The organism is Sphingomonas sp. GC_Shp_6, from assembly GCF_026540835.1.
GTDB lineage: Bacteria > Pseudomonadota > Alphaproteobacteria > Sphingomonadales > Sphingomonadaceae > Sphingomonas.
In genome coordinates this window covers 43,762-65,706 of the sequence record NZ_JALNUO010000008.1, presented here as the reverse complement: position 1 = coordinate 65,706, position 21,945 = coordinate 43,762, and the positions used below count along the sequence as shown (strand labels likewise).

Here is a 21,945-nt window from a genome sequence, read left to right as displayed (position 1 = left end):
TCTACGCGCCGCCGTCGGCGATCGGATGATGCGGCTCGAGGATCAGCGTGCCGTCCTCGACGCGCCAGGATTTCAGCCGCGACAGGAAGTTCATCCCCAGCACGTCGAGATCGCCGAACGCGGGCGAGACGACCACCGCCAGATCGCGCGCGGTGACGTCGCCCAGCCGGAGCGTCGCGACATCGGCGCTCTGCGCGCCCACGTCGCCGTTGGCGGTGCGGATCACCACGGGCACCAGCCCCTCGCGCAGCGTGAGCCCCGCCGCCGCCGCGGTGCGCGCGGACAGCGCGGTCGTCGTCGCGCCGCTATCGACCAGCAGCCGCCGCTCGACGCCGTTGATCCGCACCTTGGCCCAGAAATGCCCGTCGGGCGCGATCCGGATCCGCGTCTCGCGGCCCACCACCTGCTGCGTGTCCATCCCCAGCGCGCGGGTCAGGCGGCCGAGATAGGGATCGATCCGGCTGTGCTGCCCGATCGCCATCACCAGCACCGCGAACAGCGCGACCGTGATGCCGAAGCGCAGCACCGATCCCACCACCGGCAGACGCAGCGCTACCACGAAGGCGATGGCGATCAGCAGCACCGGTACATAGGTGGCGCGATTGGCGAGGATATGGGCGATCAGGTCGTGCACCGCGGTCATGCGCCCGCCTTATACCCGCTGGGCTGTACGGGGGCTGACCGGCATCCCCCCTTCACCAGCGCCACGATCGGCGCGACGAAGCCGGGGGCAAGCGGCAAGGCGGGATCGCCATAGGTGGCGATGTTGGCGGCGCGATCGTCGCTGCCGACGGGCTTCAGCACATGGTTCGCGCCCGCCACCAACCGATACGCCGCGCGCGGGTTCGCCGCCGCGAGCCGCGCCGAATCGGCCACCGACACCTGGATGTCGCGCGTGCCTTGCAGGATGAGCGCGGGGCCGCGCCAGCCGGCGATCAGCGTGGCCGGATCATAGGACAGCACGCTGCGCCAATAGGTGGCGAGCTTGGCCGGGAACAGCGAGGCGAGCGGCGCCGGCAGGGTGGCGGGATCGATCGTCCGCCCCGCGGCCGCCAGTTCCAGCGCCGCATCCAGCGCGGGCAGCAGCGGCGCGTTCGCCGGGTTCGCCGCGATCTGTTCGCGCAGCACCTGGCCCAGGGGCCGCCCCGCGGTGGAGACGAGGATCAGCCCGCACAGATCGGCCGGGTCCTGCGCCGCGACCAGCGCGGCGAGCCCGCCTTCGCTATGCCCCAGCACCCACACGCACGGCACGCCGGTGCGCGCGCGGATGGTGCGCGCCCAGGCGTGGATGTCGCGCGCGTAATCCGCCATCGTCACCGCGTTGGGATTGGGGATCGCGGCAGCGCTGCCGAACATGCCGCGCTTGTCGATCCGCACGCTCGCCACGCCCTCGGCCGCCAGCCCTTCGGCCAGCAGCCGATAGGGCGCCGCGCGAATGCCCATCGGATTGTCGCCGTCGCGGTCGGTCGGGCCCGAGCCCGGCACGATCAGCACCACCGGCCTGCCCGCCCCCTCGCCCAGCAGCGTGCCCGCGAGCGGACCGTTCGGCCCCGGCGCCTCCACCGGAACCCCGGCCCCCAGGGTCGCCGCTGCCGCCATCGTCATCGCCCATCCGATCACCGCCATGTCCCCTTCGCTCGCGCCGCCCGATTGTGGGCGCCGCGTGGTGGGCGTCAATCGGTGAAGATCGGGTCGCGCTTGTCCATATTAGCACGCACCGCCTCGATCTGGTTGGGGGTGCGCAGGATGCCGCCCTGCACCGCGCTTTCGGCGCGGAGCATCCCGGCGCCGTCAAGGTCCGCCGCCTGGTTGTAGAGCGATTTCGCGCCGCGGATCGCGTGCGGGTTCTTCGTGGCGATGCTGCGGGCCAGCGTCATCGCCGCCTCGTGCGGATCGTCCGCCAGCCGGGTGACGAAGCCATGCGCCAGCGCCTCGTCCGCGGCGAATTCGCGTGCGGTATAGGTCAGCTCGCGCAGCACGTCGTCGCGCGCCAGCGTCCGCCACAATGCATAGCCCGCCATGTCGGGCACGAGCCCCCAGTGAAGCTCGCGGATCGCGAAGCGCGTCGCGGGCGCGGCGATCCGGATATCGGCGCCCGACATGATCTGGAAGCCGCCGCCGAATGCCACGCCGTGCACCGCGGCGATCACCGGCATCGGCAGCGTCCGCCAGCCCCAGGCGACCTGCTGCACCAGATTGGCGTCGCCATAGATCCGGTCGTCGAGCGACAGGCCCGAACCGCCGCCCGCCATCGCCGCCATGTCGAGCCCCGCGCAGAACGCCCGCCCCTCGCCCGATAGAACGACGCAGCGCACCGCGGGCGCCGCCGTCAGCGTGGCGATGGCGTCGGCAATCCCGGCGAACATCGCCCCGTCGAGCGCGTTCATCTTGTCCGCGCGGGCGAGGCGGACATCGGCGACCCCGCCCTTCAGCGCGATGGTGACCCGGTCGTTCATGCGTCTCTCTCCTCGGCGGCCTGCCCGGCGCGGTGGATAGCAAATCTTGCGGCCCAGCGCGCCTCGTGTAGAGCAAGCGCGCATGGGCTTCGACATCCAGCGTTTTCTCAGCGGCCGCCTCAGCGGCCATGCCGGCGTGCTCGGCATCGGCTATCACGCGCAGGGGCCCGGCTGGCTCGAACTGTCGCTCCCCTATGACGCACGGCTGGTGGGCGATCCGGCGCGCGGCGTGATCGCATCGGGCGCGATCGTCACGCTGATGGACATGGCCACCAGCCTGTCGGTGTGGGTGAAGCGGGACCGATTCACCCCGCAGGCGACGCTTGACCTGCGCGTCGACTATCTCCGCCCCGCGACGCCGGGCAGAACGGTGATCGGCCGCGGCGAGTGCCTGCGCCTCACCCGCTCGATCGCGTTCGTGCGCGGTCAGGCGCATGACGGAGATCCGGACGATCCGCTGGCGCATGTCGCCGGCACCTTCATGCTGCTCGACGCATGACCGCGCTGCCCCCCTATGCCGAATTGCTCGGCCTCGTCGCGGAGCCGCAGGCGGGTGGCCCCGCCGTGCTGGCGATGCCGTTCGGCGACGACGTGCTCGGCCGCCCAGGCTTCCTGCACGGCGGCGCGATCGCCGGGCTGCTGGAGATGGCGGCGATCGTCGCGCTCACCCATGCGCTGGAGGGCGAAGGGGGGGGCCGGATCAAGCCCGTGAACGTCACCGTCGACTATATGCGCGGCGGCCGCGACAAGCCGACGCGCGCGATCGGCATCGTCACGCGGCTCGGCACGCGCGTCGCCAATGTCGAGGCGGTGGCGTGGCAGGACGATCGCGCAAAGCCGATCGCGGCGGCGCGGATGAACTATCTGATCGTGCGCGACGAGAACGGGGTGACGTCGGGTTGATCCCGTATCTCTGAAACCGTTCGTGCTGAGCTTGTGGAAGCACGTTCTCAACAGGCATGACTTCGCATTCTGAACAGGCCCTTCGACACGCTCAGGACGAACGGATCGAGGCAATGTTCTCGAACGCTAGGTCTTGGGCGTCAGGCGCATCAGCTTTCCGCCCGCACCCTTTTCGCCGTCTTCCAGCAACCAGATCGACCCGTCGGGCGCCTGCGCCACGTCGCGGATGCGCGTGCCCATCGCCCATTGGTCGGCGGGTTTCGCGCGCGCGCCGTCCACGGTCACGCGGACCAGCGATTCGTCCGATAGCGCGGCGATGAACAGCGAGCCGCGATAGGCGGGGAACATCGCGCCCGAATACAGCATCATGCCGCCCGGCGAGATCGCCGGGTTCCACCACAGCACAGGCGCAGACAGATCGGGGCGGCTGGGATGATCGGGGATCGGCTTGCCGCTATAATTGTCGCCGTTCGACACGATCGGCCAGCCATAGTTGCGGCCCGGCTCGATAAGGTTCAGCTCGTCGCCGCCCTTTGGCCCCATCTCCTCCTCCCACAGCCGCCCGTCCGGCGTAAAGACGAGGCCGTAAGGGTTGCGGTGGCCGCTGCTCCACGTCTGCGCGCGCACGCCGCCGGCCTTGTAATCCGGATTGCCGGGCCATGCCTTGCCGTCGAGCGTCAGGTGGAGGATCTTGCCGAGCGCCTGTTCGGGATCTTGTGCCGGCGCGAATCGCTGGCGTTCGCCCGAGCTGAGGAACAGCGATTGACCATCGGGTGCGAACGCGATCGTCGCGCCATATTGGCCACCCGGGCCGTCGGAGCCGGCGCGCCAGATGACCCGCAGATCCTCCAGATGCGGGTTCGCTCGGTCACCGGCCGAGACGAACCGCGCATCGGCGAGCGCGAGGCTGCTGCCGCCATTCGGCCGCGGCTCGGCATAGGTCAGGTAGACACGCCGACTGCCGGCGAAATTGGGCGCCACCGCGACGTCGAGCAGGCCACCCTGCCCACCCGTCGCGACGGCGGGAACGCCGCTGGTCGGATAGGTGGCGCCATTGCCGCGCCGCAGCTTCAATACGCCCGCTTTTTCGGTCACCAGCAGATCGCCGTTCGGCAGGAACGCCATCGCGAACGGCTCGGCGAACTGGCCGATCGTCGCGATCGCAAAGGGCGGCTTCGTCTTGGCGAGGTTCGCGCGGCCGGTGGTGGCGGGCACGTTGGTGATGCCCGGATAGGTGGGCGCGTCGCGCGGCACCGGCAGGTTGGATCCTGCCGGCTGCGGGCCCTGCGGCCCCGACTCGGGGCCGGCGGTCGCCTGGGGCCGGGCGCCGCACGCGGTGCCGACGAGCAGCGTCAGGATCAGGGCGTGACGGATCATCGGCGGTCTCCCAGGAAGGACTGCGGCAAGAACGTCCCGCCCATGGCCCGGTTGCGTGCTTGCGGAAAGGGGCGCGTCCGCGTATATCGGCCTCGCTTTCTCTTACATCGTCAGATGCAAGGGGCTGCGGGGCTCGCTCCGCGGCGGGGTTTTCCCGTACGTGGATCGGCCGCATTCATGGAGTGTCGCTTGGCGGATCTCGCCGCATTGTCCGATCTGATCGAACCCGAGGCCAAGGCGCTCGGCCTCGCCCTCGTGCGCGTGAAGATGCAGGGCGGCAAGTCCGACCCGACGCTTCAGGTGATGGCCGAGCGGCCCGACACGCGCCAGCTGACGATCGACGATTGCGCCGATCTGTCGCGGCGCATCTCGGACCTGCTCGACGCGCTCGAGGCCGAGGGCAAGGATCCGATCGAGGGCGCGTGCCGGCTGGAGGTGTCCAGCCCCGGGATCGACCGGCCGCTCACCCGCCTGCAGGATTTTGCCGACTGGGCGGGGCACGAGGCGCGGATCCGGCTGGTCGAGCCGTTCGAGGATCGCAAGCAGCTTTCGGGCGACCTGATCGGCGTCGAGGGCCAGGCGATCACGATCGACGTGAACAAGCACAAGCCGATGACGATCGATTTCGCGCAGGTCGCCGATGCGAAGCTGGTGATGACCGACCGGCTGATCGCCGCGACCGCCCCGCTTTCGACCGAAGGCGCCGAAGAATTCACCTATCTGGAAGCGCCCGCAGACGGCGCGAACACGCAAGAAGGACAGCACTGAGATGGCCACCCAAGCGACATCCGGCGTGACCGCCAACCGTGCGGAACTGATCGCGATCGCGAATTCGGTCGCTTCGGAAAAGATGATCGACAAGGCCATCGTGATCGAGGCGATGGAGGATGCGATCCAGCGCGCCGCCCGCTCGCGCTACGGTGCCGAGAACGACATCCGCGCGAAGCTCGATCCCAACACCGGCGATCTGCGGCTGTGGCGCGTCGTCGAGGTGGTCGAGGGCGTCGACGATTATTTCAAGCAGGTCGATGTCGCGCAGGCGCAGAAGCTGCAGAAGGGCGCGGTCGTCGGCGACTATATCGTCGATCCGCTGCCCCCGATCGAATTCGGCCGCATCGCAGCACAGGCCGCCAAGCAGGTGATCTTCCAGAAGGTTCGCGATGCCGAGCGCGAGCGCCAGTATGAGGAGTATAAGGACCGCGCGGGCGAGATCATCACCGGCGTGGTGAAGCGCGTCGAGTTCGGCCATGTGGTGGTCGATCTGGGCCGCGCCGAGGGCGTCATCCGCCGCGACGCGCAGATCCCGCGCGAAGTGGTGCGCGTGAACGACCGCATCCGTTCGCTGATCCTGAAGGTGGTGCGCGAGAACCGCGGGCCGCAGATCTTTCTCAGCCGCGCGCATCCCGACTTCATGAAGAAGCTGTTCGCGCAGGAAGTGCCCGAGATCTACGACGGCATCATCGAGATCAAGGCCGCCGCGCGCGATCCGGGCAGCCGCGCCAAGATCGGCGTCATCAGCCATGACAGCAGCATCGATCCGGTCGGCGCGTGCGTCGGCATGAAGGGCAGCCGCGTGCAGGCCGTCGTGCAGGAGATGCAGGGCGAGAAGATCGACATCATCCCCTGGTCGCCCGACACCGCCACTTTCGTGGTGAACGCGCTCCAGCCCGCCTCGGTGTCGCGCGTGGTGATCGACGAGGAGGAGGACCGGATCGAGGTCGTCGTGCCCGACGACCAGCTCAGCCTCGCGATCGGCCGCCGCGGCCAGAATGTCCGCCTCGCCTCGCAGCTCACCGCCAAGGCGATCGACATCCTGACCGAGGCCGATGCCTCGGAGAAGCGTCAGAAGGAATTCACCGAGCGCACCGAGATGTTCCAGAGCGAGCTCGACGTGGACGAGACGCTGGCGCAGCTGCTGGTCGCCGAAGGTTTCGGCGAGCTGGAAGAGGTCGCCTATGTCGATCTCGAGGAGATCGCGGGCATCGAGGGCTTCGACGAGGATCTGGGCCAGGAGCTGCAGAGCCGCGCGCAGGAAGCGCTGGAGCGCCGCGACGCCGCCAACAAGGCGCTGCGCACCGAACTGGGCGTCGAGGACGCACTGGGCGAACTGCCCTATATCACCGAGGCCATGCTGGTGACGCTCGGCAAGGCGGGCATCCTGACGCTCGACGATCTCGCCGATCTGGCGACCGACGAGTTGGTCGAGAAGAAGCGCGTCGAACAGCGCCGCCGCAACGACGATGCCCCCAAGCGCCCCGAGCCCAAGGGCGGCATCCTCGCCGAATACGGCCTGAGCGACGAGCAGGGCAACGAGATCATCATGGCCGCGCGCGCGCACTGGTTCGAGGACGACGCGCCGGCCGCCGAGGCCGCGGATGCTCCCGCCGCTGCCAATGCGACGGACGGTGAGGACGCCTGATGCCCTTCGTCTCAATTCGCATCTCCGGCACGGCGACCAAGGACCAGAAGTCCGCCATCGTCGCCGATGTCACCCGGTCGCTCGTTGAGCGGCTGGGCAAGAACCCCGCCGCGGTGCAGATCGTGATCGAGGAAGTGTCGACGGAAAATTACGGCGCGGGCGGCCAGTTGCTGGTCGACCGCGACGCCGCCAAGCCACGGGAGGACGCTCATGCGGAACCCTCCCGATGACACCCGAACGCTAAACTCTCCCGCCGCTCGCGGCCGGAGCTCCAAAGCCCGGCCCGCGGCATCGGCCGGTGGCGATGATGCGGATGGCGTCGGTCCCATCCGTCGTTGCATCCTGTCGGGCGAGCGTGCGGCGCGCGATCATCTCGTGCGGCTGGCGCTGGCGCCCGACGGCTCGATCCATCCCGACGTGCGCGCCAAGGCGCCGGGCCGGGGGGCGTGGATCGGCGTGACCCGCACGGAGCTGGAGGTCGCGCTGAAGAAGGGCAAGCTGAAAGGCGGCCTGGCGCGCGCGTTCAAGACGGGCGAGTTCGTCATCGCTCCCGAGCTGCCGCAGCAGATCGCGACGGCGCTGGAGCGCACCGCGATGGACCGGCTGGGACTGGAGGCGCGCTCCGGCACGCTGCTGACCGGATCGGACAAGATCGAGACCGCGGCACGCTCGGGCAAGCTCCACGCCCTGTATCATGCCGCCGATGCCGGCACCGACGGCAACCGCAAGCTCGACCAGGCCTGGCGCATCGGTAACGATGTCGAAGGCAGCGATCTGAGGGGCTTGGCACTCCCGGTGCCGCGCACCATATTGGGGTTGGCGCTGGGCCGCGAGAATGTGGTACATATCGGTCTGACCGACCGCGCTGCAGCGAAGCGGGTGAGCGAGGCGCTTGCCCGGTGGATGCACTTTATCGGACCCGAACCCTTTGCCGCACCTTGCGAAACGGCCTCGCAGGGCGCATCGGCGTCTGAAATGGATGGGGCGTCGGGACCTTCCGGCGACCTGACGGCCGTGGCGATACACGAGGAATTTGAGTGAGCGACACCGACAACGAAAAGCCGAAGCTTGGCATGCGCGCGCCGCTGGGCGTCAAGCGCACGGTCGAGACCGGCAAGGTGAAGCAGAGCTTCAGCCACGGACGGTCGAACACCGTCGTGGTCGAGGTGAAGCGACGCCGCGTGATCGGCGGACGGCCCGGCGAGGCCGAGGCCCCGGTGCAGGAGGCGGCACCCGTCGCCGCCCCCGTGACGCCGCCGCCCGCCCCGGCCGCCGCACCGCAGCGCGCGCCCGCGCCGTCTGGCGCAAATCTGTCGCCGCAGGAGCGTCAGGCCAAGTTGTTGCGCGAAGCCGAAGAGCAGCGCATGCACAGCCTTGAGGACTCGCGTCGCCGCGAGGAGATTGACCGCCATCGTGCGGCCGATGACGAGCGCGCGCGCGCCGAAGAGCGGGCCCGCATCGCCGCGGCCCCGCCGGCGCCCGAGCCTGCTGCCGCCGCTCCCGCCGTGGAGGCGACGCCTGCTCCCGCAGCCGCACCGGCCGAAGCACCCGCCCCGCAAGTGGTCATGCCGAAGCCGGTGATGTTCTCGCCGGTGGTGCGTCCCGTTCCCGCCCCGCCCGCGCCGGAGGAAGCCACGCCCGCGGCTGCCGCTCCCCCGGCGCCTGCACCGACGCCGGCGCCCGCGCCCGCCCCGGTTCAGGTCGCGCGTCCGACGCCGGCGCCTGCCCCCGCCGCGCCGCCGGTGGTGGAGCTCGCCCGCGATCCGTCGATGCCGGCACCGCGCCGCTTCTCCCCGGTCGCCCGTCCCGAGATCCCGAAGCCGCAACCGAAGCCCGTCGAGGCGCCTGCTCCGGCCGCCACGACGGCCGCCGCTGCCGCCGCGCGTCCGCCGGTGGGCGGCGCTGCCGCGCCCGTGCGCCGCGACGGCCCCGCCGCGCGCCCGCAGCAGCGTGACCGCAAGGGCGACGATCGCCGCCAGTCGGGCAAGCTGACCGTCAACCGCGCGCTCGGCGACGACGGCGCGCGTTCGCGCAGCCTCGCCGCGCTGAAGCGCGCCCGCGAAAAGGAACGCCGCGGCGTCGGTGGCCCGCGCGAGGCGCAGGCCAAGCAGGTTCGCGACGTGGTGGTGCCCGAGGCGATCACCGTGCAGGAACTCGCCAACCGCATGGCCGAAAAGGGTGCAGACCTGGTCAAGACGCTGTTCAAGATGGGCATGCCCGTCACGATGACGCAAACGATCGACCAGGATACGGCCGAGCTGCTCGTCACCGAATTCGGCCACAACATCGTCCGCGTGAGCGACTCCGACATCGATATCGCGCACGACACCGACGAGGATGCGGTCGAGACGCTGCGTCCGCGGCCCCCGGTCGTCACGATCATGGGCCATGTCGATCACGGCAAGACGAGCCTGCTCGACGCGCTGCGCGGCACTGACGTGGTGCGCGGCGAGGCCGGCGGCATCACCCAGCATATCGGCGCCTACCAGGTGACGCTGAAGGACAAGCAGAAGATCACCTTCCTCGATACGCCCGGCCACGAGGCGTTCACGCAGATGCGTGCGCGCGGCGCGGACGTGACGGACATCGTGGTGCTGGTGGTCGCGGCGGACGACGGGCTGATGCCGCAGACGATCGAGGCGATCAACCACACCAAGGCGGCCGGCGTGCCGATGATCGTGGCGATCAACAAGGTCGACAAGGAAGGCGCCAATCCGCAGAAGGTGCGCGAGCGCCTGCTGTCGGAAGAGATCGTCGTCGAGGACATGGGCGGCGACGTCCAAGACGTCGAGGTGTCGGCGCTCAAGAAGACCGGACTCGACACGCTGATCGAGAAGATCCTGCTCCAGGCCGAGCTGCTCGAACTGCGCGCCAACCCCGATCGCCAGGCCGAAGGCACGGTGATCGAGGCCAAGCTCGACAAGGGCCGCGGCCCCGTGGCGACGATCCTCGTCAGCCGCGGCACGCTGAAGGTGGGCGACGTGTTCGTCGTTGGCGCCGAAAGCGGCAAGGTGCGCGCGCTGGTCGACGACAAGGGCAAGCAGGTGAAGGAAGCGGGGCCGGCAATGCCGGTCGAGGTGCTCGGTCTCTCGGGCGTGCCGTCCGCGGGCGATCCGCTCCAGGTGGTCGACAACGAGGCGCGGGCGCGCGAAGTGGCGGAATACCGTGCCGGCGTGAAAACCGACAAGCGGACGACCTCAACCCCTGCCAGCCTGGAGTCGATGTTCTCCGCGCTGAAGGAAAAGCAGGCGATCGAATATCCGCTGGTCGTGAAGGCGGACACGCAGGGCACGGTCGAGGCGATCGTCGGCGCGATCAACAAGATCTCGACCGACCTCATCAAGGCGCGCGTGCTCCATTCGGGCGTCGGCGGCATCACCGAATCCGACGTGACGCTGGCCGGCGCGTCGGGGGCGCCGATCATCGGCTTCAACGTGCGCCCCAATGCCAAGGCGCGCGAGATCGCCGAGCGCCAGAAGGTCGCGTTCAAATATTACGACGTGATCTACGACCTGACGGACGACATCCGCGCCGGCATGGCGGGCGAGCTCGGGCCGGAGGCGTTCGAGACGGTGGTCGGCCGCGCCGAAATCCGCGAGGTGTTCTCGGCGGGCAAGCACGGCAAGGCGGCGGGTCTGCTCGTCACCGACGGTATCATCCGCAAGGCGCTCCGCGCGCGCATCACACGCAATGACGTCATCATCTACCAGGGCGAGATCGCCTCGCTGCGTCGCTTCAAGGACGACGTGGCCGAGGTTCGCGCCGGTCTCGAATGCGGCGTGACGTTCACGCAGAACTTCGTGGACATTAAGGCGGGCGACTATCTCGAAACCTTCGAGGTCGAGATGCGCGAGCGCACGCTGTAAAGGGCTTCCCCTCCCGCCCGCGCGGGAGGGGATATCGCGATGAAGAACGACACGCCCGAAACCAAATCCGTCCGCACGCTGCGCGTCGGCGAGCAGGTGCGCCATGCGCTCTCCGCGATCCTCCAGCGCGGCGACGTGCATGACGACGTGCTGGCGAAGCATCCGGTGACGATCACCGAGGTGCGCATGTCGCCCGACCTGCGCCACGCCACCGCCTTCGTGAAGCCGCTGCTCGGCGCCGACGAGGAGAAAGTGTTGAAGGCGCTGCGCACCAACACCGCCTTCCTCCAACGCGAAGTCGCCGCGCGCGTACAGACGCGCTATGCCGCCAAGCTGAAGTTCCTGGCCGACGAAAGCTTCGACGAGGGCACGCATATCGACCGGTTGCTGCGTGATCCCAAGGTCGCGCGCGATCTGACCGACGATTGACGGGGGCACCGGCAAGCCACATCTTGCCGGCAGGCGCGCTCGGCCGCATCCTCGTCAGGCCGCCAGTGTCCGGAAGCCCCATTCCCATCGAGACGCTCGCCTGATGGCCAAACTCTATTTCTATTATGCCTCGATGAACGCAGGCAAATCGACCAACCTGCTCCAGGCCGATTTCAACTATCGCGAGCGGGGTATGGCGACGATGCTATTCACCGCGGGCGTCGACACCCGGTTCGAACGCGGCACGATCACGTCGCGGATCGGGCTGTCCGAACCGGCGATCGCGTTCGATTCCGGCACCGATCTGGGCGCCTGCGTGCGCGAGCGTCATGCGCGCGAGCCGGTTGCGTGCGTGCTGGTGGACGAGGCGCAGTTCCTGAGCGGCGCACAGGTCGATCAACTCGCCCGGCTGTGCGACACGACCGGCATCCCGGTGCTCGCCTATGGGCTGCGTACCGATTTTCGGGGCGCGCTCTTCGAGGGATCGGCGCGGCTGCTGGCGATCGCGGACAGTCTGGTCGAAATCAAATCGGTATGCACCTGCGGGCGCAAGGCGACGATGAACCTGCGGGTGGATTCCCAAGGCCGAGCGATCGCCGATGGCGAACAGACCGACATCGGCGGCAACGAACGCTATGTCGCGCTGTGCCGCCGGCATTTTACCGCGGCATTGGGTTAGGGCGTCGCACCGCATGCATGGCTGGATCATTCTCGACAAGCCGCTGGGGCTCGGATCGACGCAGGGCGTGTCCGCGGTGAAGCGTGCGCTGCGCCAGGGCGGCTATGGCAAGTGGAAGGTGGGCCATGGCGGCACGCTCGACCCGCTGGCAACGGGCGTGCTGCCGATCGCGATCGGCGAGGCGACGAAGCTGGCCGGGCGGATGCTCGACAGCGACAAGCGGTATGATTTCACCATCGCGTTCGGCACGCAGACCGACACGCTGGACGGTGAGGGCGTGCCGGTCGCCACCGCGCCGCTGCGCCCGACGCGCGAGGCGGTGGCGGCGGTGCTGCAGCGCTTCACCGGGCCGATCGCGCAGGTGCCGCCCGCCTATTCCGCGCTGAAGGTGGATGGCGAACGCGCCTATGATCGGGCGCGCGCGGGCGAGGCGGTGGTGCTCGCCAGCCGCGACGTGACCGTCCATGCGCTGGGCATCGTCGGCGACCCGGCGCCGGGCGCGTTGGAGGCGATCACGCTCGGCGCCCATGTCTCCAAGGGGACCTATATCCGCAGCCTCGCGCGCGACATCGCGGTGGCGCTCGGCACGGTCGGCCATGTGACGATGCTGCGGCGGACAAAGGCGGGGCCGTTCGGCCTCACCCAGGCGATATCGCTGGACAAACTCGACGAACTCGGGCAGGCGCGCGCCCTTGAACACCTACTCCTGCCGTTGAGGGCGGGGCTGGACGACATCCCGGCTCTATCCCTCACCCCCGCCCAGGCAGGAGCGCTCCGACAGGGGCGCGTGCTGGACGGGATCGCCGATGACGATGGCCTCCGCTTCGCCGTCCTGGACGATGTCCCGGTTGCGCTGGTCGAGGTTCAGGCGGGAAACGCCGTCGTCGTCCGCGGCTTCAACCTCCCGATGTCGAAGGAAGCATCATGACGATCACCGCCGAACGCAAGACCGAACTCGTCCGCGAACATGCCCGCCAGGACGGCGACACCGGTTCGCCCGAAGTCCAGGTCGCGATCCTCACCGAGCGGATCAAGAACCTGACCGAGCATTTCAAGGGCCACAAGAAGGACAATCATTCGCGTCGCGGCCTGCTGATGATGGTCAACAAGCGGCGTTCGCTGCTCGACTATCTCCGTCACAAGGACGGCCAGCGCTATCTCGATCTCATCGCGAAGCTCGGCCTTCGCAAGTAACCCGAAGGGCGCCCCCGTGGCGCCCTTCTCGTATGCGCCAGTTCCGCAATCCGGCGAACTGGCCGCGGGTCATGACAGACCCGGAACCGCCGCGGACCGGCTTAGTCCGCACATAGGCCCCGGCCGGCATCCGGCCGCCGGAGTGAAGGAAAACAGATGTTCGATACCCAGACCGTAAGCGCCCAGTGGGGCGGCAAGACGCTGACGCTCGAGACGGGCCGCGTCGCCCGCCAAGCGAACGGCGCCGTGCTCGCCACCCTGGGCGAAACCGTGGTGTTGTGCGCGGTCACCGCCGCACGCACCGTCAAGGAAGGGCAGGATTTCTTCCCGCTTACCGTCCATTACCAGGAAAAGTTCTCCGCCAGCGGCCGCATCCCCGGCGGCTTCTTCAAGCGGGAGCGTGGCGCCACCGAGAAGGAGACGCTGACCAGCCGCCTGATCGATCGCCCGATCCGCCCGCTGTTCCCGGAAGGCTTCTACAACGAGATCAACGTGATCTGCCAGGTTCTCAGCTATGACGGCGAGAACGAGCCCGACGTGCTCGCGATGGTCGCGGCGTCGGCGGCGCTGACGATCTCGGGCGTGCCGTTCATGGGCCCGATCGGCGCGGCGCGCGTCGGCTATGTCGATGGCGAATACATCCTGAACCCGACGCTGGAAGAGACCAAGTCGGGCGATCTCGACCTCGTCGTCGCCGCCACCGGCCAGGCCGTGATGATGGTCGAATCCGAAGCCAAGGAGCTGTCGGAAGAGGTGATGCTGGGCGCGGTGCAGTTCGCGCACACGGCGTGCCGCGAGGCCGCGAACCTCATCATCGATCTGGCCGAAAAGGCCGCCAAGGAGCCTTGGGAAATGGCTGAGCAGGCCGACCTGTCGGCCGCCAAGGACAAGCTGAAGAAGCTGATCGGCAAGGACATCGCCGCCGCCTACAAGGTGACCAACAAGTCCAAGCGCTCGGACCTGCTGAACGCCGCGCGCGCCAAGGGCAAGACGGCGTTCGCCGATGCGAGCCCGCAGGACCAGATGGCTGCCGGCAAGCTGATGAAGAAGCTGGAGGCGGAGATCGTCCGCGGCGCCATCCTGAAGGACGGCACGCGCATCGACGGCCGCACCACCACGCAGATCCGTCCGATCGAGGCGATGGTGCATTTCCTGCCCCGCACGCACGGCTCGGCGCTGTTCACGCGCGGCGAGACGCAGTCGATCTGCACCACGACGCTCGGCACGCGCGACGCGGAGCAGATGATCGACGGGCTGAACGGCCTGTCGTACGAGAACTTCATGCTGCACTACAACTTCCCGCCCTATTCGGTCGGTGAAGTGGGCCGCTTCGGTGCGCCCGGTCGTCGCGAAGTCGGTCACGGCAAGCTCGCCTGGCGCGCGCTGCATCCGGTGCTGCCGTCGAAGGACGAGTTCCCCTACACGATCCGCGTCCTCAGCGACATCACCGAGAGCAACGGCTCGTCGTCCATGGCGACGGTCTGCGGCGGTTCGCTCAGCATGATGGACGCCGGCGTGCCGCTGAAGCGCCCGGTTTCGGGCATCGCGATGGGCCTGATCCTCGAAGGCAAGAACTTCGCGGTGCTGTCCGACATCCTCGGCGACGAGGATCATCTGGGCGACATGGACTTCAAGGTGGCGGGCACGTCCGAGGGCATCACCACGATGCAGATGGACATCAAGATCGCCGGCATCACCGAAGAGATCATGGGCAAGGCGCTGGCGCAGGCCAAGGAAGGCCGCGCCCACATCCTGGGCGAGATGGCCAAGGCGCTCGACCACACCCGCGAGGAACTGTCGGCGCACGCGCCGCGCATCGAGACCTTCACGATCGACAAGTCGAAGATCCGCGAAGTGATCGGCACCGGCGGCAAGGTGATCCGCGAGATCGTGGCGCAGACCGGCGCCAAGGTCGATATCGACGACGAGGGCGTCATCAAGGTCAGCTCGTCCGACAGCGCGCAGATCGATGCCGCGATCGCGTGGATCAAGGGCCTGGTCGAAGAGGCCGAGGTGGGCAAGGTCTATGACGGCAAGGTCGTCAACCTGGTCGATTTCGGTGCGTTCGTGAACTTCATGGGCGGCAAGGACGGGCTCGTCCACGTTTCCGAGATCAAGAACGAGCGCGTCGAAAAGGTGTCGGATGCACTGTCCGAAGGCCAGGCCGTGAAGGTGAAGGTCCTCGAGATCGATCCGCGCGGCAAGGTGCGCCTGTCGATGCGCGTCGTCGATCAGGAGACCGGGGCCGAGCTGGAAGACACCCGCCCGGCGCGCGAACCGCGCGAAGGCGGCGATCGTGGTGCGCGCGGTCCGCGGCGCGACGGCGATGGCGGCCGTGGCCCGCGTGGCGACGGCAACGGCGGCAATGGCGGCGGCGGCCGTGGCGGCGATCGTGGTCCGCGCCGGGACGGCGATGGCGGCCGCGGCCCCCGTCGCGATGGCGGCGGCGCTCCGCGCGGCGAGCGTTCGGGCGGTGACCGTTCGGGCGGCAAGGACGAGGGCGCGGCGCCCGAGTTCGCGCCGGCCTTCCTGACGGGCGATCGCGACTGATCGTTTCGCCACCGCGAAACGGGAAAAGGGGCTCGGGCGACCGGGCCCCTTTTTCGTTGAGGGCGCCGTCATCGTTAACCGGCCCTTATCCCTGTTTGGCCAGAGCGGATCCCGGCTCGGGGATGCGTCCGCCGGGACAAGCGGGGTCGGTCATGGCGGTAAAGCTCATCATCTGGGATCTCGACGATACGCTGTGGCGGGGAACGCTGGCCGATGGCGAGCCCGTCACCCCCTTCCCCGCGCGCGTCGCGCTGATCCGCGCGTTCAATGCCCGCGGTGTCGTCTCGGCGATCTGTTCGAAGAATGATTTCACGACTGCGCAGGCACGGCTGACCGAACTTGGGCTGTGGGACGAATTCGTCTTTCCGCACATCGCGTTCGAGCCCAAGCCGCAGGCGATCGCGCGGATCATCGCGGACATGCAGTTGCGCGCCGTCGACGTGCTGTTCATCGACGACAATCCGCTGAACCTGGGCGAAGTCCGCTTCCTGCTGCCCGAGATCCAGTGCCTCGACGCCACCGCCGCCGATGCCGACACGGTGCTGGCGGCGCTGCTCGCCGCGCAGACCGGCACACGCAGCCGCGTGGCGGATTATCGGATGCTGGAGACCCGGCGTGCCGATCGCGCCATGGGCCTTCCGCTATCCGACGTGGAATTCCTGCGATCCTGCGAGATCCGCGTCTGCCTGCCGTTCTGCATGGAGACGCTGGATCATGTCGGCCGCATCGCCGAACTCATCAACCGGTCGAACCAGTTGAACTACACCGGCTCGCGCGTGACAGTGGAGGAACTGCGCGAAACCATCATCGACGTCGTTCGCCACGCCAGCCTCGCGGTCTTCGCATGGGACCGATACGGCGATTATGGTCTGGTCGGCTTCGTCATGCTGGAGCGCGACCATGATCGCGCGCCGTTCGGCGTCCGCCATTTCGTGTTCTCGTGCCGCGCGATGCATATGGGGCTGGAGCGCTATGCGCTCGATCACCTCCCCGTTCGCGGTGCCACGCTCTATCCGGCCATCGCGGAGATGGCAGAGCCCGGTTTTGCCGACCGGTTCGATGCCACACCATCGGACTGGATCGAATGCCGCCTGATCGACGATGACGAAAGCCGCAGCCGATTACTGGCCGATCGCATGGTCGCCAAGCCGGTGCTGCGGATCATGGCGAATTGCCAGTCGGGTGGCCTCGCCCATTTCAGCACGCTTCGCGCGCAGATCCTGTTCGATAATTTTCCGAACGTGTTCCTGCTGCGCAGCGTTCTGGACGATGAATTTCCCAGCCAGCCATTCCCACCCTATCTCGTTTATGCCGTGGGCACTGAATATGCGAACGGCCCGTGGGGGCCACTGGCGCAAATGCTCGATACCGGCCTTTACGCGCTGTGCGCGCGTCGGCTCGCGGCATTCGTTGCCGAACGCGGGATCGAAATGCTGGTGCTGCTGCCCCCCGACGATCAGCCGGACGGCTTCTATCGTCCGGATATCGGCATGAGCGCGGAACGCACCCGCGCGTTCAACGCGATCTGGCGCGATATCGTCACCCCCGGCCTGTCGATCGGGGAGCTGGGCCTGCTGCACGGCCCCGACGAGATGTACGACATCAACCATCACCGGCCGGAGTCGCTGCAAAAGGTCGCCGGCCTGATCGACCTCTGGCATGCGCAGGTTTCGGGCGAGGCGCCGACGATGGATAGGCAAGCCGCCTGATCCTGACGTCCTGCGGTCATCAAGTGGGGAGCTTCTGTTGCTCGGTGCTCCCCGTACCGCCGGTGTCCGCTTCTGTTGCCCGGTGCGGCCCGAACCGCGCTTTTGTTCGTGTAACCTAAGGCCGTGAGGCCGTCAGTTACGCGGCAATCGCGAGTGCTTCGTTATCGTTGGCACTTGTGTATGGGCCGTCGCGGTGGTCCCATTCCGAGCGAAACATAGCGCTTTTCAACACACGTCGATCCTGGTTCGACCCCGTCATCGGCGCCCGCCCCGAAGGATGGAAGCCGGTGGTGGAGTCGCCGGGTACTGCCCCCGGGTCCGCTGCGCCTATTGTACGCCACGCTTTATCGCCATAGCCGGACAGGAGAATCCCGCCGGCACGCCCGATATAGGCGCTGGGCGGGCGCATGGAAACCCCGCCTTTCGCTCGCCACAAACCCGCGCCATAGAAACCTGGATCATGTTGACCCAGCGTTCCCGCTACGCGCTTCGCGCGATGCTCTACCTTGCCGAGGCGCCGATGGGCGCGCCGCCCATCCCCATGGGGCGGATCGCGGCGGAGGCAAACGTGCCGCGCAAGTTTCTCGAGCTCATCCTGGCCGATCTGCGCGAGGCAGGGCTGCTCCACAGCCACCGCGGCAAGATGGGCGGCTATTGCCTCTCGCGCCCGACGCACCTGATCTCGCTCGGCGACGTGATCCGCGTGATCGAAGGCCCGCTCGCGCTGGTCCCCTGCGTCAGCCGAACCGCCTATCGCCGCTGCACGGACTGCAAGAGCGAGGCGGACTGCGCGATCCGCCACGCCATGATGCGCGTGCGCGACGAGACCGCGCGGATCCTGGACGGCACCAGCCTGGCGGATGCGAACGCCGAGGACCTCGCCGCCGCTTGAGCCCGGGCGGGGTGCGGCTCGCTAGGACGGAAAAAAGCCTTCCAGAATGCTCTACCTGAAACCCAAGCCGAACACCGACCCGCCCTAGCCGACGCGGCGCGCCTTCAGTTCGTCGCGGATCTCGCGGAGCAACGTGACGTCGGCGGGTTCGGCGGCGGTCTTCACCTCGGGCTTGGGCATCAGCCGGTTCACCGCGCGGACGACGAGAAAGATGATGAAGGCGACGATCAGGAAATTCACCGCCGCGGTGACGAACGCGCCATAGCCGAACAGCGCGACGCCGGCCTTTTTCAGCGCGGCATAGTCGCTCGACCCCTGAAGCGCCGCGGGAACCGGGCCCATCACGATGAAATAGCTCGAAAAGTCCAGACCGCCGAAGATCTTGCCGATGATCGGCATCAGCACGTCGTCGGTCAGCGACGTCACGATCTTGCCGAAAGCGGCACCGATGATGACGGCGACGGCGAGGTCGAGCACGTTCCCCCGCATCACGAACGTCTTGAACTCTTTCAGCATCGCGCCATTTCCCTCTTCGATTTGGCCTGCATCCTCCACGATGCACGTGGTAGGGATAGGCCAGAAACCGGGAGGGATGTCCATGAAGCTTCGTGCCGCACTCGCAATGACCGCCGCCGTGTCGCTGGCCGGCTGCGGGTTGAACAGCATTCCGACCGCGGAGGAAAATGCCAAGGCACGCTGGGCCGATGTGCAGAACGACTACCAGCGCCGCGCCGACCTGATCCCCAATCTCGTCGCCACGGTGAAGGCTGCGGGCGCGCAGGAGAAGAGCATCCTCGTCGAAGTGACGCAGGCCCGCGCCGGTGCGCAATCGACCCAGCTTTCGGGCGACGATCTGAAGGATCCGGCCAAGGTGGCCGCGTTCCAGCGGGCGCAGGGTGCCGTCACCATGTCGCTCCAGCGACTGCAGGAGGCCTATCCCGAGCTGAAGAGCCAGGGCAATTACACCACGTTGATGAGCCAGTTGGAAGGCACCGAGAACCGCATCGCGATCGCGCGCCGCGACTACAACCAGGCGGTGCAGGAGTATAACACGCGCATCCGCACCTTCCCCGACGCGGTGGGTGCCAAGGTGTTCTACGGTGCCAAGCCGATGGTGCCGTTCGCCGCGACGACGCCAGGTGCGGACATCGCGCCATCGGTCAATTTCGGCAACGCGAACTGATCGCGGTGCGCGCACCGGCCCGCCTCCTGCTCGCGCTGCTGGTCGCGCTGTTCGCGCTGTCGCCGGCGGCGGCGCAGACCTTCCCGAAGTTCACCGGGCTGGTGGTGGATGCCGCCAACGTCCTGCCCGACGCGACGAAGGCGGATCTGACCGCCAAGTTGCAGGCGCTGCAGCGCGATACGCACCGCCAGCTGGTGGTGGCGACGATCCCCGACCTGCAAGGCTATCCGCTCGAGGATTATGGCAATCGCCTGATCCGCGCCTGGGGCGTGGGGCTGAAGGGCGTGGACAATGGCGCGATTCTCTTCATCGCGCCGAACGAGCCCGCGGGCCATCGGGGCCCGCGGATCGAGGTCGGCTATGGGCTCGAGCCCGTGCTGACCGATGCGCTGTCCAGCACGATCATCAACCAGCAGATGATGCCCAAGCTGCAAGCCGGCGACGTGCCCGGCGCGATGGAGGCGGGCACCGATGCGATCATCGGCCAGTTGCGCGCCTCGCCCGATGAAGCCAAGGCCAAGACTGACGCCGCGGTGACGCAGTTCGACCGCGCCCACCGGCGTTCGTCGAGCGGCGGCGTGCCCATCGGATTGATCTTCTGGGCCATGGTGATCGGCTTTATCGGCCTGTCGTTCCTGCGGCGCGGATCTCAGGGCGGCAGCCGCTTCGGCGGCAGCGCGCTGCCGATCTTCCTCTGGGGATCGAGCCTGGGCGGCGGAAGCTGGGGCGGCGGTGGCGGTTCCGGTGGCGGCGAGAGCAGCGGCGGGTGGGGTGATGGTGGCTTTTCGGGCGGCGGTGGCGGCTCGGGCGGCGGCGGCGGGGCATCGGGCGGATGGTGAGCTTCGACGAAGGCGCACGGACGCGGATCGCGGCGGCGGTGACCGCCGCGGAGGCAACGACGGATGCGGAGATCGTGCCGATCGTCGCGGCGCGTTCAGATGCCTATCACGACGTCGCGCTCCATTGGACGCTGATCGGCATGTTCCTGGCGCTGGCGCTCGTCGCGGCAATGCCCGCGCTGCTGGTGGCGCTGCTCGATCGGCTGCACGGCGGATGGGATATGGCGCTGCCGACGGGAATGCTCGTCAGCGCGCTGATCGTGCTCGTCGCGATCGTTTTTCTCGCATTTCGACTTCTCACCGCGCCGCTCACGGTCAGGATGGCGCTGACGCCGGGGCGTACCAAGACGCGGCGCGTTCGGGCGCGCGCGGTGCTGCTGTTTCGCGCTGCGATCGAGATGCGCACCGCGAGCCGGACGGGCGTGCTGCTTTATCTTTCGCTGGCGGAACGGCGTGCGGAGATCGTCACCGATGCCGCGGTCCTCGGGCGTGTCCGGCCCGAGGCCTGGGGCCATGCGATGCACGCACTGGTCGAAGCGCTGCGTGACGGGCGCGCGGGCGACGGGATGGTGGCCGCGATCGCGCAGGTGGGCGCGGTGCTGGCCGAGTCGTTCCCGCACACCGGCACCGATCCGAACGAGCTGCCCGACCGGCTGATCGAATTGTGAGCGATCTGGTCTGGGAGGGCCGGTTCCTGACCGTCCGTAAATCGGGCAGCTGGGAATATGCCGAGCGCCAGGGGAGCCTTGGCGCCGCGGTGATCGTGGCGGTGGACGACGGCCATCTGATCCTCGTCGAGCAATATCGCGTCCCCGTCGGCCGCCGCTGCCTCGAACTACCCGCCGGGCTGGTCGGCGATACCGAGGCGGGCGAGTCGATCGCCCTCGCCGCCGCGCGTGAGCTTGAGGAGGAAACCGGCTATCGCGCCGACCGGATCGTGTCGGAGGGAAGCTTCTATTCCTCGCCGGGCCTGACGTCGGAAAGCTTCACGCTCGTTCGCGCCGAGGGGTTGACCCGGGTCGGCGACGGCGGCGGCGAGGATGACGAGGAGATCATGGTCCACCGCGTCGCGCTGCCGCACGTGCCGGGCTTCATCGATGCCAAACGCGCCGAAGGGATCGGGATCGACGCCAAGCTACTCCTGCTGCTGGGCGCGCGCCTCCTCCCTATTTGAAATTGTCGGCGTAGGCCTGCAGCTTCAGCGTCTTTTCGGGCGCGGGCACCACGACGTAATCGAACCCCTCGCGCTCGCAATGCGCGACCGCGGCCTCCATGGTCGGGAAGCCCAGGCGGATTTGGTCGCGCGTGTCGCCGCTGCCGGCCCAGCCGGTCAGCGGATCGGGGCGCTTGGGCTCGGACGGCTCGAATTCGAGCTGCCACTGGCCGGTCCGATACCGGCCGGACTGCATCGCGTTCTTGGGGCGCTGGAAGATACGGGCTGTAGGCATG

The 21,945-nt window shown here is 68.2% G+C and carries 24 protein-coding genes and 1 other RNA gene; 18 read left to right on the top strand and 7 right to left on the bottom strand.

Features of this window, described 5'->3' with window-relative positions; all coding sequences use genetic code 11:
- Position 1: 1 nt before the first annotated feature.
- The 3 genes from OXQ95_RS11080 to OXQ95_RS11070 are packed head-to-tail and all read right to left on the bottom strand — an operon-like array spanning position 2 to position 2,456.
- On the bottom strand, positions 2 to 643 hold the full coding sequence (locus tag OXQ95_RS11080; protein WP_242098090.1) for a TIGR02281 family clan AA aspartic protease: 642 nt from the start codon (positions 641 to 643) through the stop codon (positions 2 to 4).
- Entirely contained in the window at positions 640 to 1,626 is a 987-nt protein-coding gene (locus OXQ95_RS11075) for an alpha/beta fold hydrolase (RefSeq protein ID WP_267381598.1), read from the bottom strand. Before OXQ95_RS11075 ends, OXQ95_RS11080 begins: the two co-directional genes overlap by 4 nt.
- A gap of 47 nt (positions 1,627 to 1,673) precedes the next feature.
- Positions 1,674 to 2,456: a crotonase/enoyl-CoA hydratase family protein gene (locus OXQ95_RS11070; RefSeq protein WP_267381597.1), complete on the bottom strand. Its 783-nt coding sequence runs from the start codon at positions 2,454 to 2,456 to the stop codon at positions 1,674 to 1,676.
- Positions 2,457 to 2,538: 82 nt separating this feature from the next.
- On the opposite strand from OXQ95_RS11070, the gene OXQ95_RS11065 reads away from it, so the two are divergent.
- Both OXQ95_RS11065 and OXQ95_RS11060 read left to right on the top strand, forming a co-directional pair.
- A complete protein-coding gene (locus OXQ95_RS11065; RefSeq protein WP_242098093.1) occupies positions 2,539 to 2,955 on the top strand; it encodes a PaaI family thioesterase in 417 nt (138 codons plus the stop codon).
- Positions 2,952 to 3,359, top strand: coding sequence for a PaaI family thioesterase (locus tag OXQ95_RS11060; RefSeq protein ID WP_267381596.1), 408 nt, complete (start codon positions 2,952 to 2,954; stop codon positions 3,357 to 3,359). Before OXQ95_RS11065 ends, OXQ95_RS11060 begins: the two co-directional genes overlap by 4 nt.
- Before the next feature lie 126 nt (positions 3,360 to 3,485).
- Here OXQ95_RS11060 and OXQ95_RS11055 read toward each other — a convergent pair whose 3' ends face one another.
- Positions 3,486 to 4,736 carry a PQQ-dependent sugar dehydrogenase gene (locus tag OXQ95_RS11055; protein ID WP_267381595.1) on the bottom strand — a complete coding sequence of 417 codons (1,251 nt, stop codon included), beginning with the start codon at positions 4,734 to 4,736 and terminating at the stop codon, positions 3,486 to 3,488.
- Positions 4,737 to 4,925: 189 nt separating this feature from the next.
- On the opposite strand from OXQ95_RS11055, the gene rimP reads away from it, so the two are divergent.
- From rimP to OXQ95_RS11000, 11 genes are all read left to right on the top strand, one after another.
- Positions 4,926 to 5,504, top strand: a complete 579-nt coding sequence (gene rimP / locus OXQ95_RS11050; RefSeq protein WP_267381594.1) for a ribosome maturation protein RimP — start codon at positions 4,926 to 4,928, stop codon at positions 5,502 to 5,504.
- Between the two features lies 1 nt (position 5,505).
- Positions 5,506 to 7,155 (top strand): transcription termination factor NusA, encoded by a 1,650-nt coding sequence (nusA, locus tag OXQ95_RS11045; protein ID WP_242098097.1) that lies wholly within the window; start codon positions 5,506 to 5,508, stop codon positions 7,153 to 7,155.
- A complete protein-coding gene (locus tag OXQ95_RS11040) occupies positions 7,155 to 7,385 on the top strand; it encodes a 4-oxalocrotonate tautomerase family protein (RefSeq protein ID WP_242098098.1) in 231 nt (76 codons plus the stop codon). The genes nusA and OXQ95_RS11040 overlap by 1 nt, the downstream gene beginning before the upstream one ends.
- Positions 7,366 to 8,196 carry a DUF448 domain-containing protein gene (locus OXQ95_RS11035; RefSeq protein WP_267381593.1) on the top strand — a complete coding sequence of 277 codons (831 nt, stop codon included), beginning with the start codon at positions 7,366 to 7,368 and terminating at the stop codon, positions 8,194 to 8,196. The genes OXQ95_RS11040 and OXQ95_RS11035 overlap by 20 nt, the downstream gene beginning before the upstream one ends.
- The gene (gene infB / locus OXQ95_RS11030; protein ID WP_267381592.1) at positions 8,193 to 11,021 is read left to right on the top strand and encodes a translation initiation factor IF-2; all 2,829 of its coding nucleotides are present in this window, start codon (positions 8,193 to 8,195) and stop codon (positions 11,019 to 11,021) included. Before OXQ95_RS11035 ends, infB begins: the two co-directional genes overlap by 4 nt.
- Positions 11,022 to 11,060: 39 nt before the next feature.
- The gene (rbfA, locus tag OXQ95_RS11025) at positions 11,061 to 11,450 is read left to right on the top strand and encodes a 30S ribosome-binding factor RbfA (protein WP_242097777.1); all 390 of its coding nucleotides are present in this window, start codon (positions 11,061 to 11,063) and stop codon (positions 11,448 to 11,450) included.
- 103 nt (positions 11,451 to 11,553) lie between these two features.
- Complete coding sequence (locus OXQ95_RS11020) at positions 11,554 to 12,129, top strand: thymidine kinase (RefSeq protein WP_267381591.1); 576 nt, start codon at positions 11,554 to 11,556, stop codon at positions 12,127 to 12,129.
- A 13-nt stretch (positions 12,130 to 12,142) separates the two neighbouring features.
- The gene (truB, locus tag OXQ95_RS11015; RefSeq protein WP_267381590.1) at positions 12,143 to 13,057 is read left to right on the top strand and encodes a tRNA pseudouridine(55) synthase TruB; all 915 of its coding nucleotides are present in this window, start codon (positions 12,143 to 12,145) and stop codon (positions 13,055 to 13,057) included.
- A complete protein-coding gene (rpsO, locus tag OXQ95_RS11010) occupies positions 13,054 to 13,323 on the top strand; it encodes a 30S ribosomal protein S15 (protein WP_242097780.1) in 270 nt (89 codons plus the stop codon). The genes truB and rpsO overlap by 4 nt, the downstream gene beginning before the upstream one ends.
- Before the next feature lie 156 nt (positions 13,324 to 13,479).
- Positions 13,480 to 15,873: a polyribonucleotide nucleotidyltransferase gene (gene pnp / locus OXQ95_RS11005; protein WP_267381589.1), complete on the top strand. Its 2,394-nt coding sequence runs from the start codon at positions 13,480 to 13,482 to the stop codon at positions 15,871 to 15,873.
- Positions 15,874 to 16,025: 152 nt separating this feature from the next.
- Positions 16,026 to 17,582, top strand: coding sequence for an HAD family hydrolase (locus OXQ95_RS11000; RefSeq protein WP_267381588.1), 1,557 nt, complete (start codon positions 16,026 to 16,028; stop codon positions 17,580 to 17,582).
- Between the two features lie 61 nt (positions 17,583 to 17,643).
- On the opposite strand, the gene ssrA is transcribed toward OXQ95_RS11000, so the two are convergent.
- Positions 17,644 to 18,000: a transfer-messenger RNA gene (gene ssrA, locus OXQ95_RS10995) on the bottom strand.
- A gap of 42 nt (positions 18,001 to 18,042) precedes the next feature.
- Here ssrA and OXQ95_RS10990 point away from each other — a divergent pair.
- Positions 18,043 to 18,474 carry an Rrf2 family transcriptional regulator gene (locus OXQ95_RS10990; RefSeq protein ID WP_242097783.1) on the top strand — a complete coding sequence of 144 codons (432 nt, stop codon included), beginning with the start codon at positions 18,043 to 18,045 and terminating at the stop codon, positions 18,472 to 18,474.
- An 84-nt stretch (positions 18,475 to 18,558) separates the two neighbouring features.
- Here OXQ95_RS10990 and mscL read toward each other — a convergent pair whose 3' ends face one another.
- Positions 18,559 to 18,990, bottom strand: a complete 432-nt coding sequence (gene mscL / locus OXQ95_RS10985; protein WP_267381587.1) for a large conductance mechanosensitive channel protein MscL — start codon at positions 18,988 to 18,990, stop codon at positions 18,559 to 18,561.
- An 82-nt stretch (positions 18,991 to 19,072) separates the two neighbouring features.
- Here mscL and OXQ95_RS10980 point away from each other — a divergent pair, with 82 nt between their 5' ends.
- The 4 genes from OXQ95_RS10980 to OXQ95_RS10965 are packed head-to-tail and all read left to right on the top strand — an operon-like array spanning position 19,073 to position 21,670.
- Positions 19,073 to 19,657: a LemA family protein gene (locus tag OXQ95_RS10980; RefSeq protein ID WP_267381586.1), complete on the top strand. Its 585-nt coding sequence runs from the start codon at positions 19,073 to 19,075 to the stop codon at positions 19,655 to 19,657.
- Between the two features lie 5 nt (positions 19,658 to 19,662).
- The gene (locus tag OXQ95_RS10975) at positions 19,663 to 20,496 is read left to right on the top strand and encodes a TPM domain-containing protein (protein ID WP_267381585.1); all 834 of its coding nucleotides are present in this window, start codon (positions 19,663 to 19,665) and stop codon (positions 20,494 to 20,496) included.
- Positions 20,490 to 21,164, top strand: a complete 675-nt coding sequence (locus tag OXQ95_RS10970; protein ID WP_267381584.1) for a hypothetical protein — start codon at positions 20,490 to 20,492, stop codon at positions 21,162 to 21,164. The genes OXQ95_RS10975 and OXQ95_RS10970 overlap by 7 nt, the downstream gene beginning before the upstream one ends.
- A complete protein-coding gene (locus OXQ95_RS10965) occupies positions 21,158 to 21,670 on the top strand; it encodes an NUDIX hydrolase (RefSeq protein WP_267381659.1) in 513 nt (170 codons plus the stop codon). The genes OXQ95_RS10970 and OXQ95_RS10965 overlap by 7 nt, the downstream gene beginning before the upstream one ends.
- Here the strand turns inward: OXQ95_RS10965 and OXQ95_RS10960 are convergent.
- Positions 21,663 to 21,944, bottom strand: a complete 282-nt coding sequence (locus OXQ95_RS10960) for an ETC complex I subunit (RefSeq protein WP_242097787.1) — start codon at positions 21,942 to 21,944, stop codon at positions 21,663 to 21,665. The two genes, OXQ95_RS10965 and OXQ95_RS10960, sit on opposite strands and share 8 nt — an antisense overlap.
- Position 21,945: the final 1 nt, after the last annotated feature.

Bases quoted from the DNA above. Each gene is read 5' to 3' on its own strand.
- OXQ95_RS10990 (WP_242097783.1), top strand. From the start codon at position 18,043: ATGTTGACCCAGCGTTCCCGCTACGCGCTTCGCGCGATGCTCTACCTT.
- OXQ95_RS10970 (WP_267381584.1), top strand. From the start codon at position 20,490: ATGGTGAGCTTCGACGAAGGCGCACGGACGCGGATCGCGGCGGCGGTG.
- OXQ95_RS11065 (WP_242098093.1), top strand. From the start codon at position 2,539: ATGGGCTTCGACATCCAGCGTTTTCTCAGCGGCCGCCTCAGCGGCCAT.
- OXQ95_RS11035 (WP_267381593.1), top strand. From the start codon at position 7,366: ATGCGGAACCCTCCCGATGACACCCGAACGCTAAACTCTCCCGCCGCT.
- OXQ95_RS11020 (WP_267381591.1), top strand. From the start codon at position 11,554: ATGGCCAAACTCTATTTCTATTATGCCTCGATGAACGCAGGCAAATCG.
- OXQ95_RS11000 (WP_267381588.1), top strand. From the start codon at position 16,026: ATGGCGGTAAAGCTCATCATCTGGGATCTCGACGATACGCTGTGGCGG.
- OXQ95_RS11080 (WP_242098090.1), bottom strand. From the start codon at position 643: ATGACCGCGGTGCACGACCTGATCGCCCATATCCTCGCCAATCGCGCC.
- OXQ95_RS11075 (WP_267381598.1), bottom strand. From the start codon at position 1,626: ATGGCGGTGATCGGATGGGCGATGACGATGGCGGCAGCGGCGACCCTG.
- mscL (WP_267381587.1), bottom strand. From the start codon at position 18,990: ATGCTGAAAGAGTTCAAGACGTTCGTGATGCGGGGGAACGTGCTCGAC.
- rbfA (WP_242097777.1), top strand. From the start codon at position 11,061: ATGAAGAACGACACGCCCGAAACCAAATCCGTCCGCACGCTGCGCGTC.
- pnp (WP_267381589.1), top strand. From the start codon at position 13,480: ATGTTCGATACCCAGACCGTAAGCGCCCAGTGGGGCGGCAAGACGCTG.
- OXQ95_RS10960 (WP_242097787.1), bottom strand. From the start codon at position 21,944: ATGCCTACAGCCCGTATCTTCCAGCGCCCCAAGAACGCGATGCAGTCC.
- nusA (WP_242098097.1), top strand. From the start codon at position 5,506: ATGGCCACCCAAGCGACATCCGGCGTGACCGCCAACCGTGCGGAACTG.
- OXQ95_RS11060 (WP_267381596.1), top strand. From the start codon at position 2,952: ATGACCGCGCTGCCCCCCTATGCCGAATTGCTCGGCCTCGTCGCGGAG.
- OXQ95_RS11040 (WP_242098098.1), top strand. From the start codon at position 7,155: ATGCCCTTCGTCTCAATTCGCATCTCCGGCACGGCGACCAAGGACCAG.
- OXQ95_RS11070 (WP_267381597.1), bottom strand. From the start codon at position 2,456: ATGAACGACCGGGTCACCATCGCGCTGAAGGGCGGGGTCGCCGATGTC.
- truB (WP_267381590.1), top strand. From the start codon at position 12,143: ATGCATGGCTGGATCATTCTCGACAAGCCGCTGGGGCTCGGATCGACG.
- OXQ95_RS11055 (WP_267381595.1), bottom strand. From the start codon at position 4,736: ATGATCCGTCACGCCCTGATCCTGACGCTGCTCGTCGGCACCGCGTGC.
- rpsO (WP_242097780.1), top strand. From the start codon at position 13,054: ATGACGATCACCGCCGAACGCAAGACCGAACTCGTCCGCGAACATGCC.
- OXQ95_RS10980 (WP_267381586.1), top strand. From the start codon at position 19,073: ATGAAGCTTCGTGCCGCACTCGCAATGACCGCCGCCGTGTCGCTGGCC.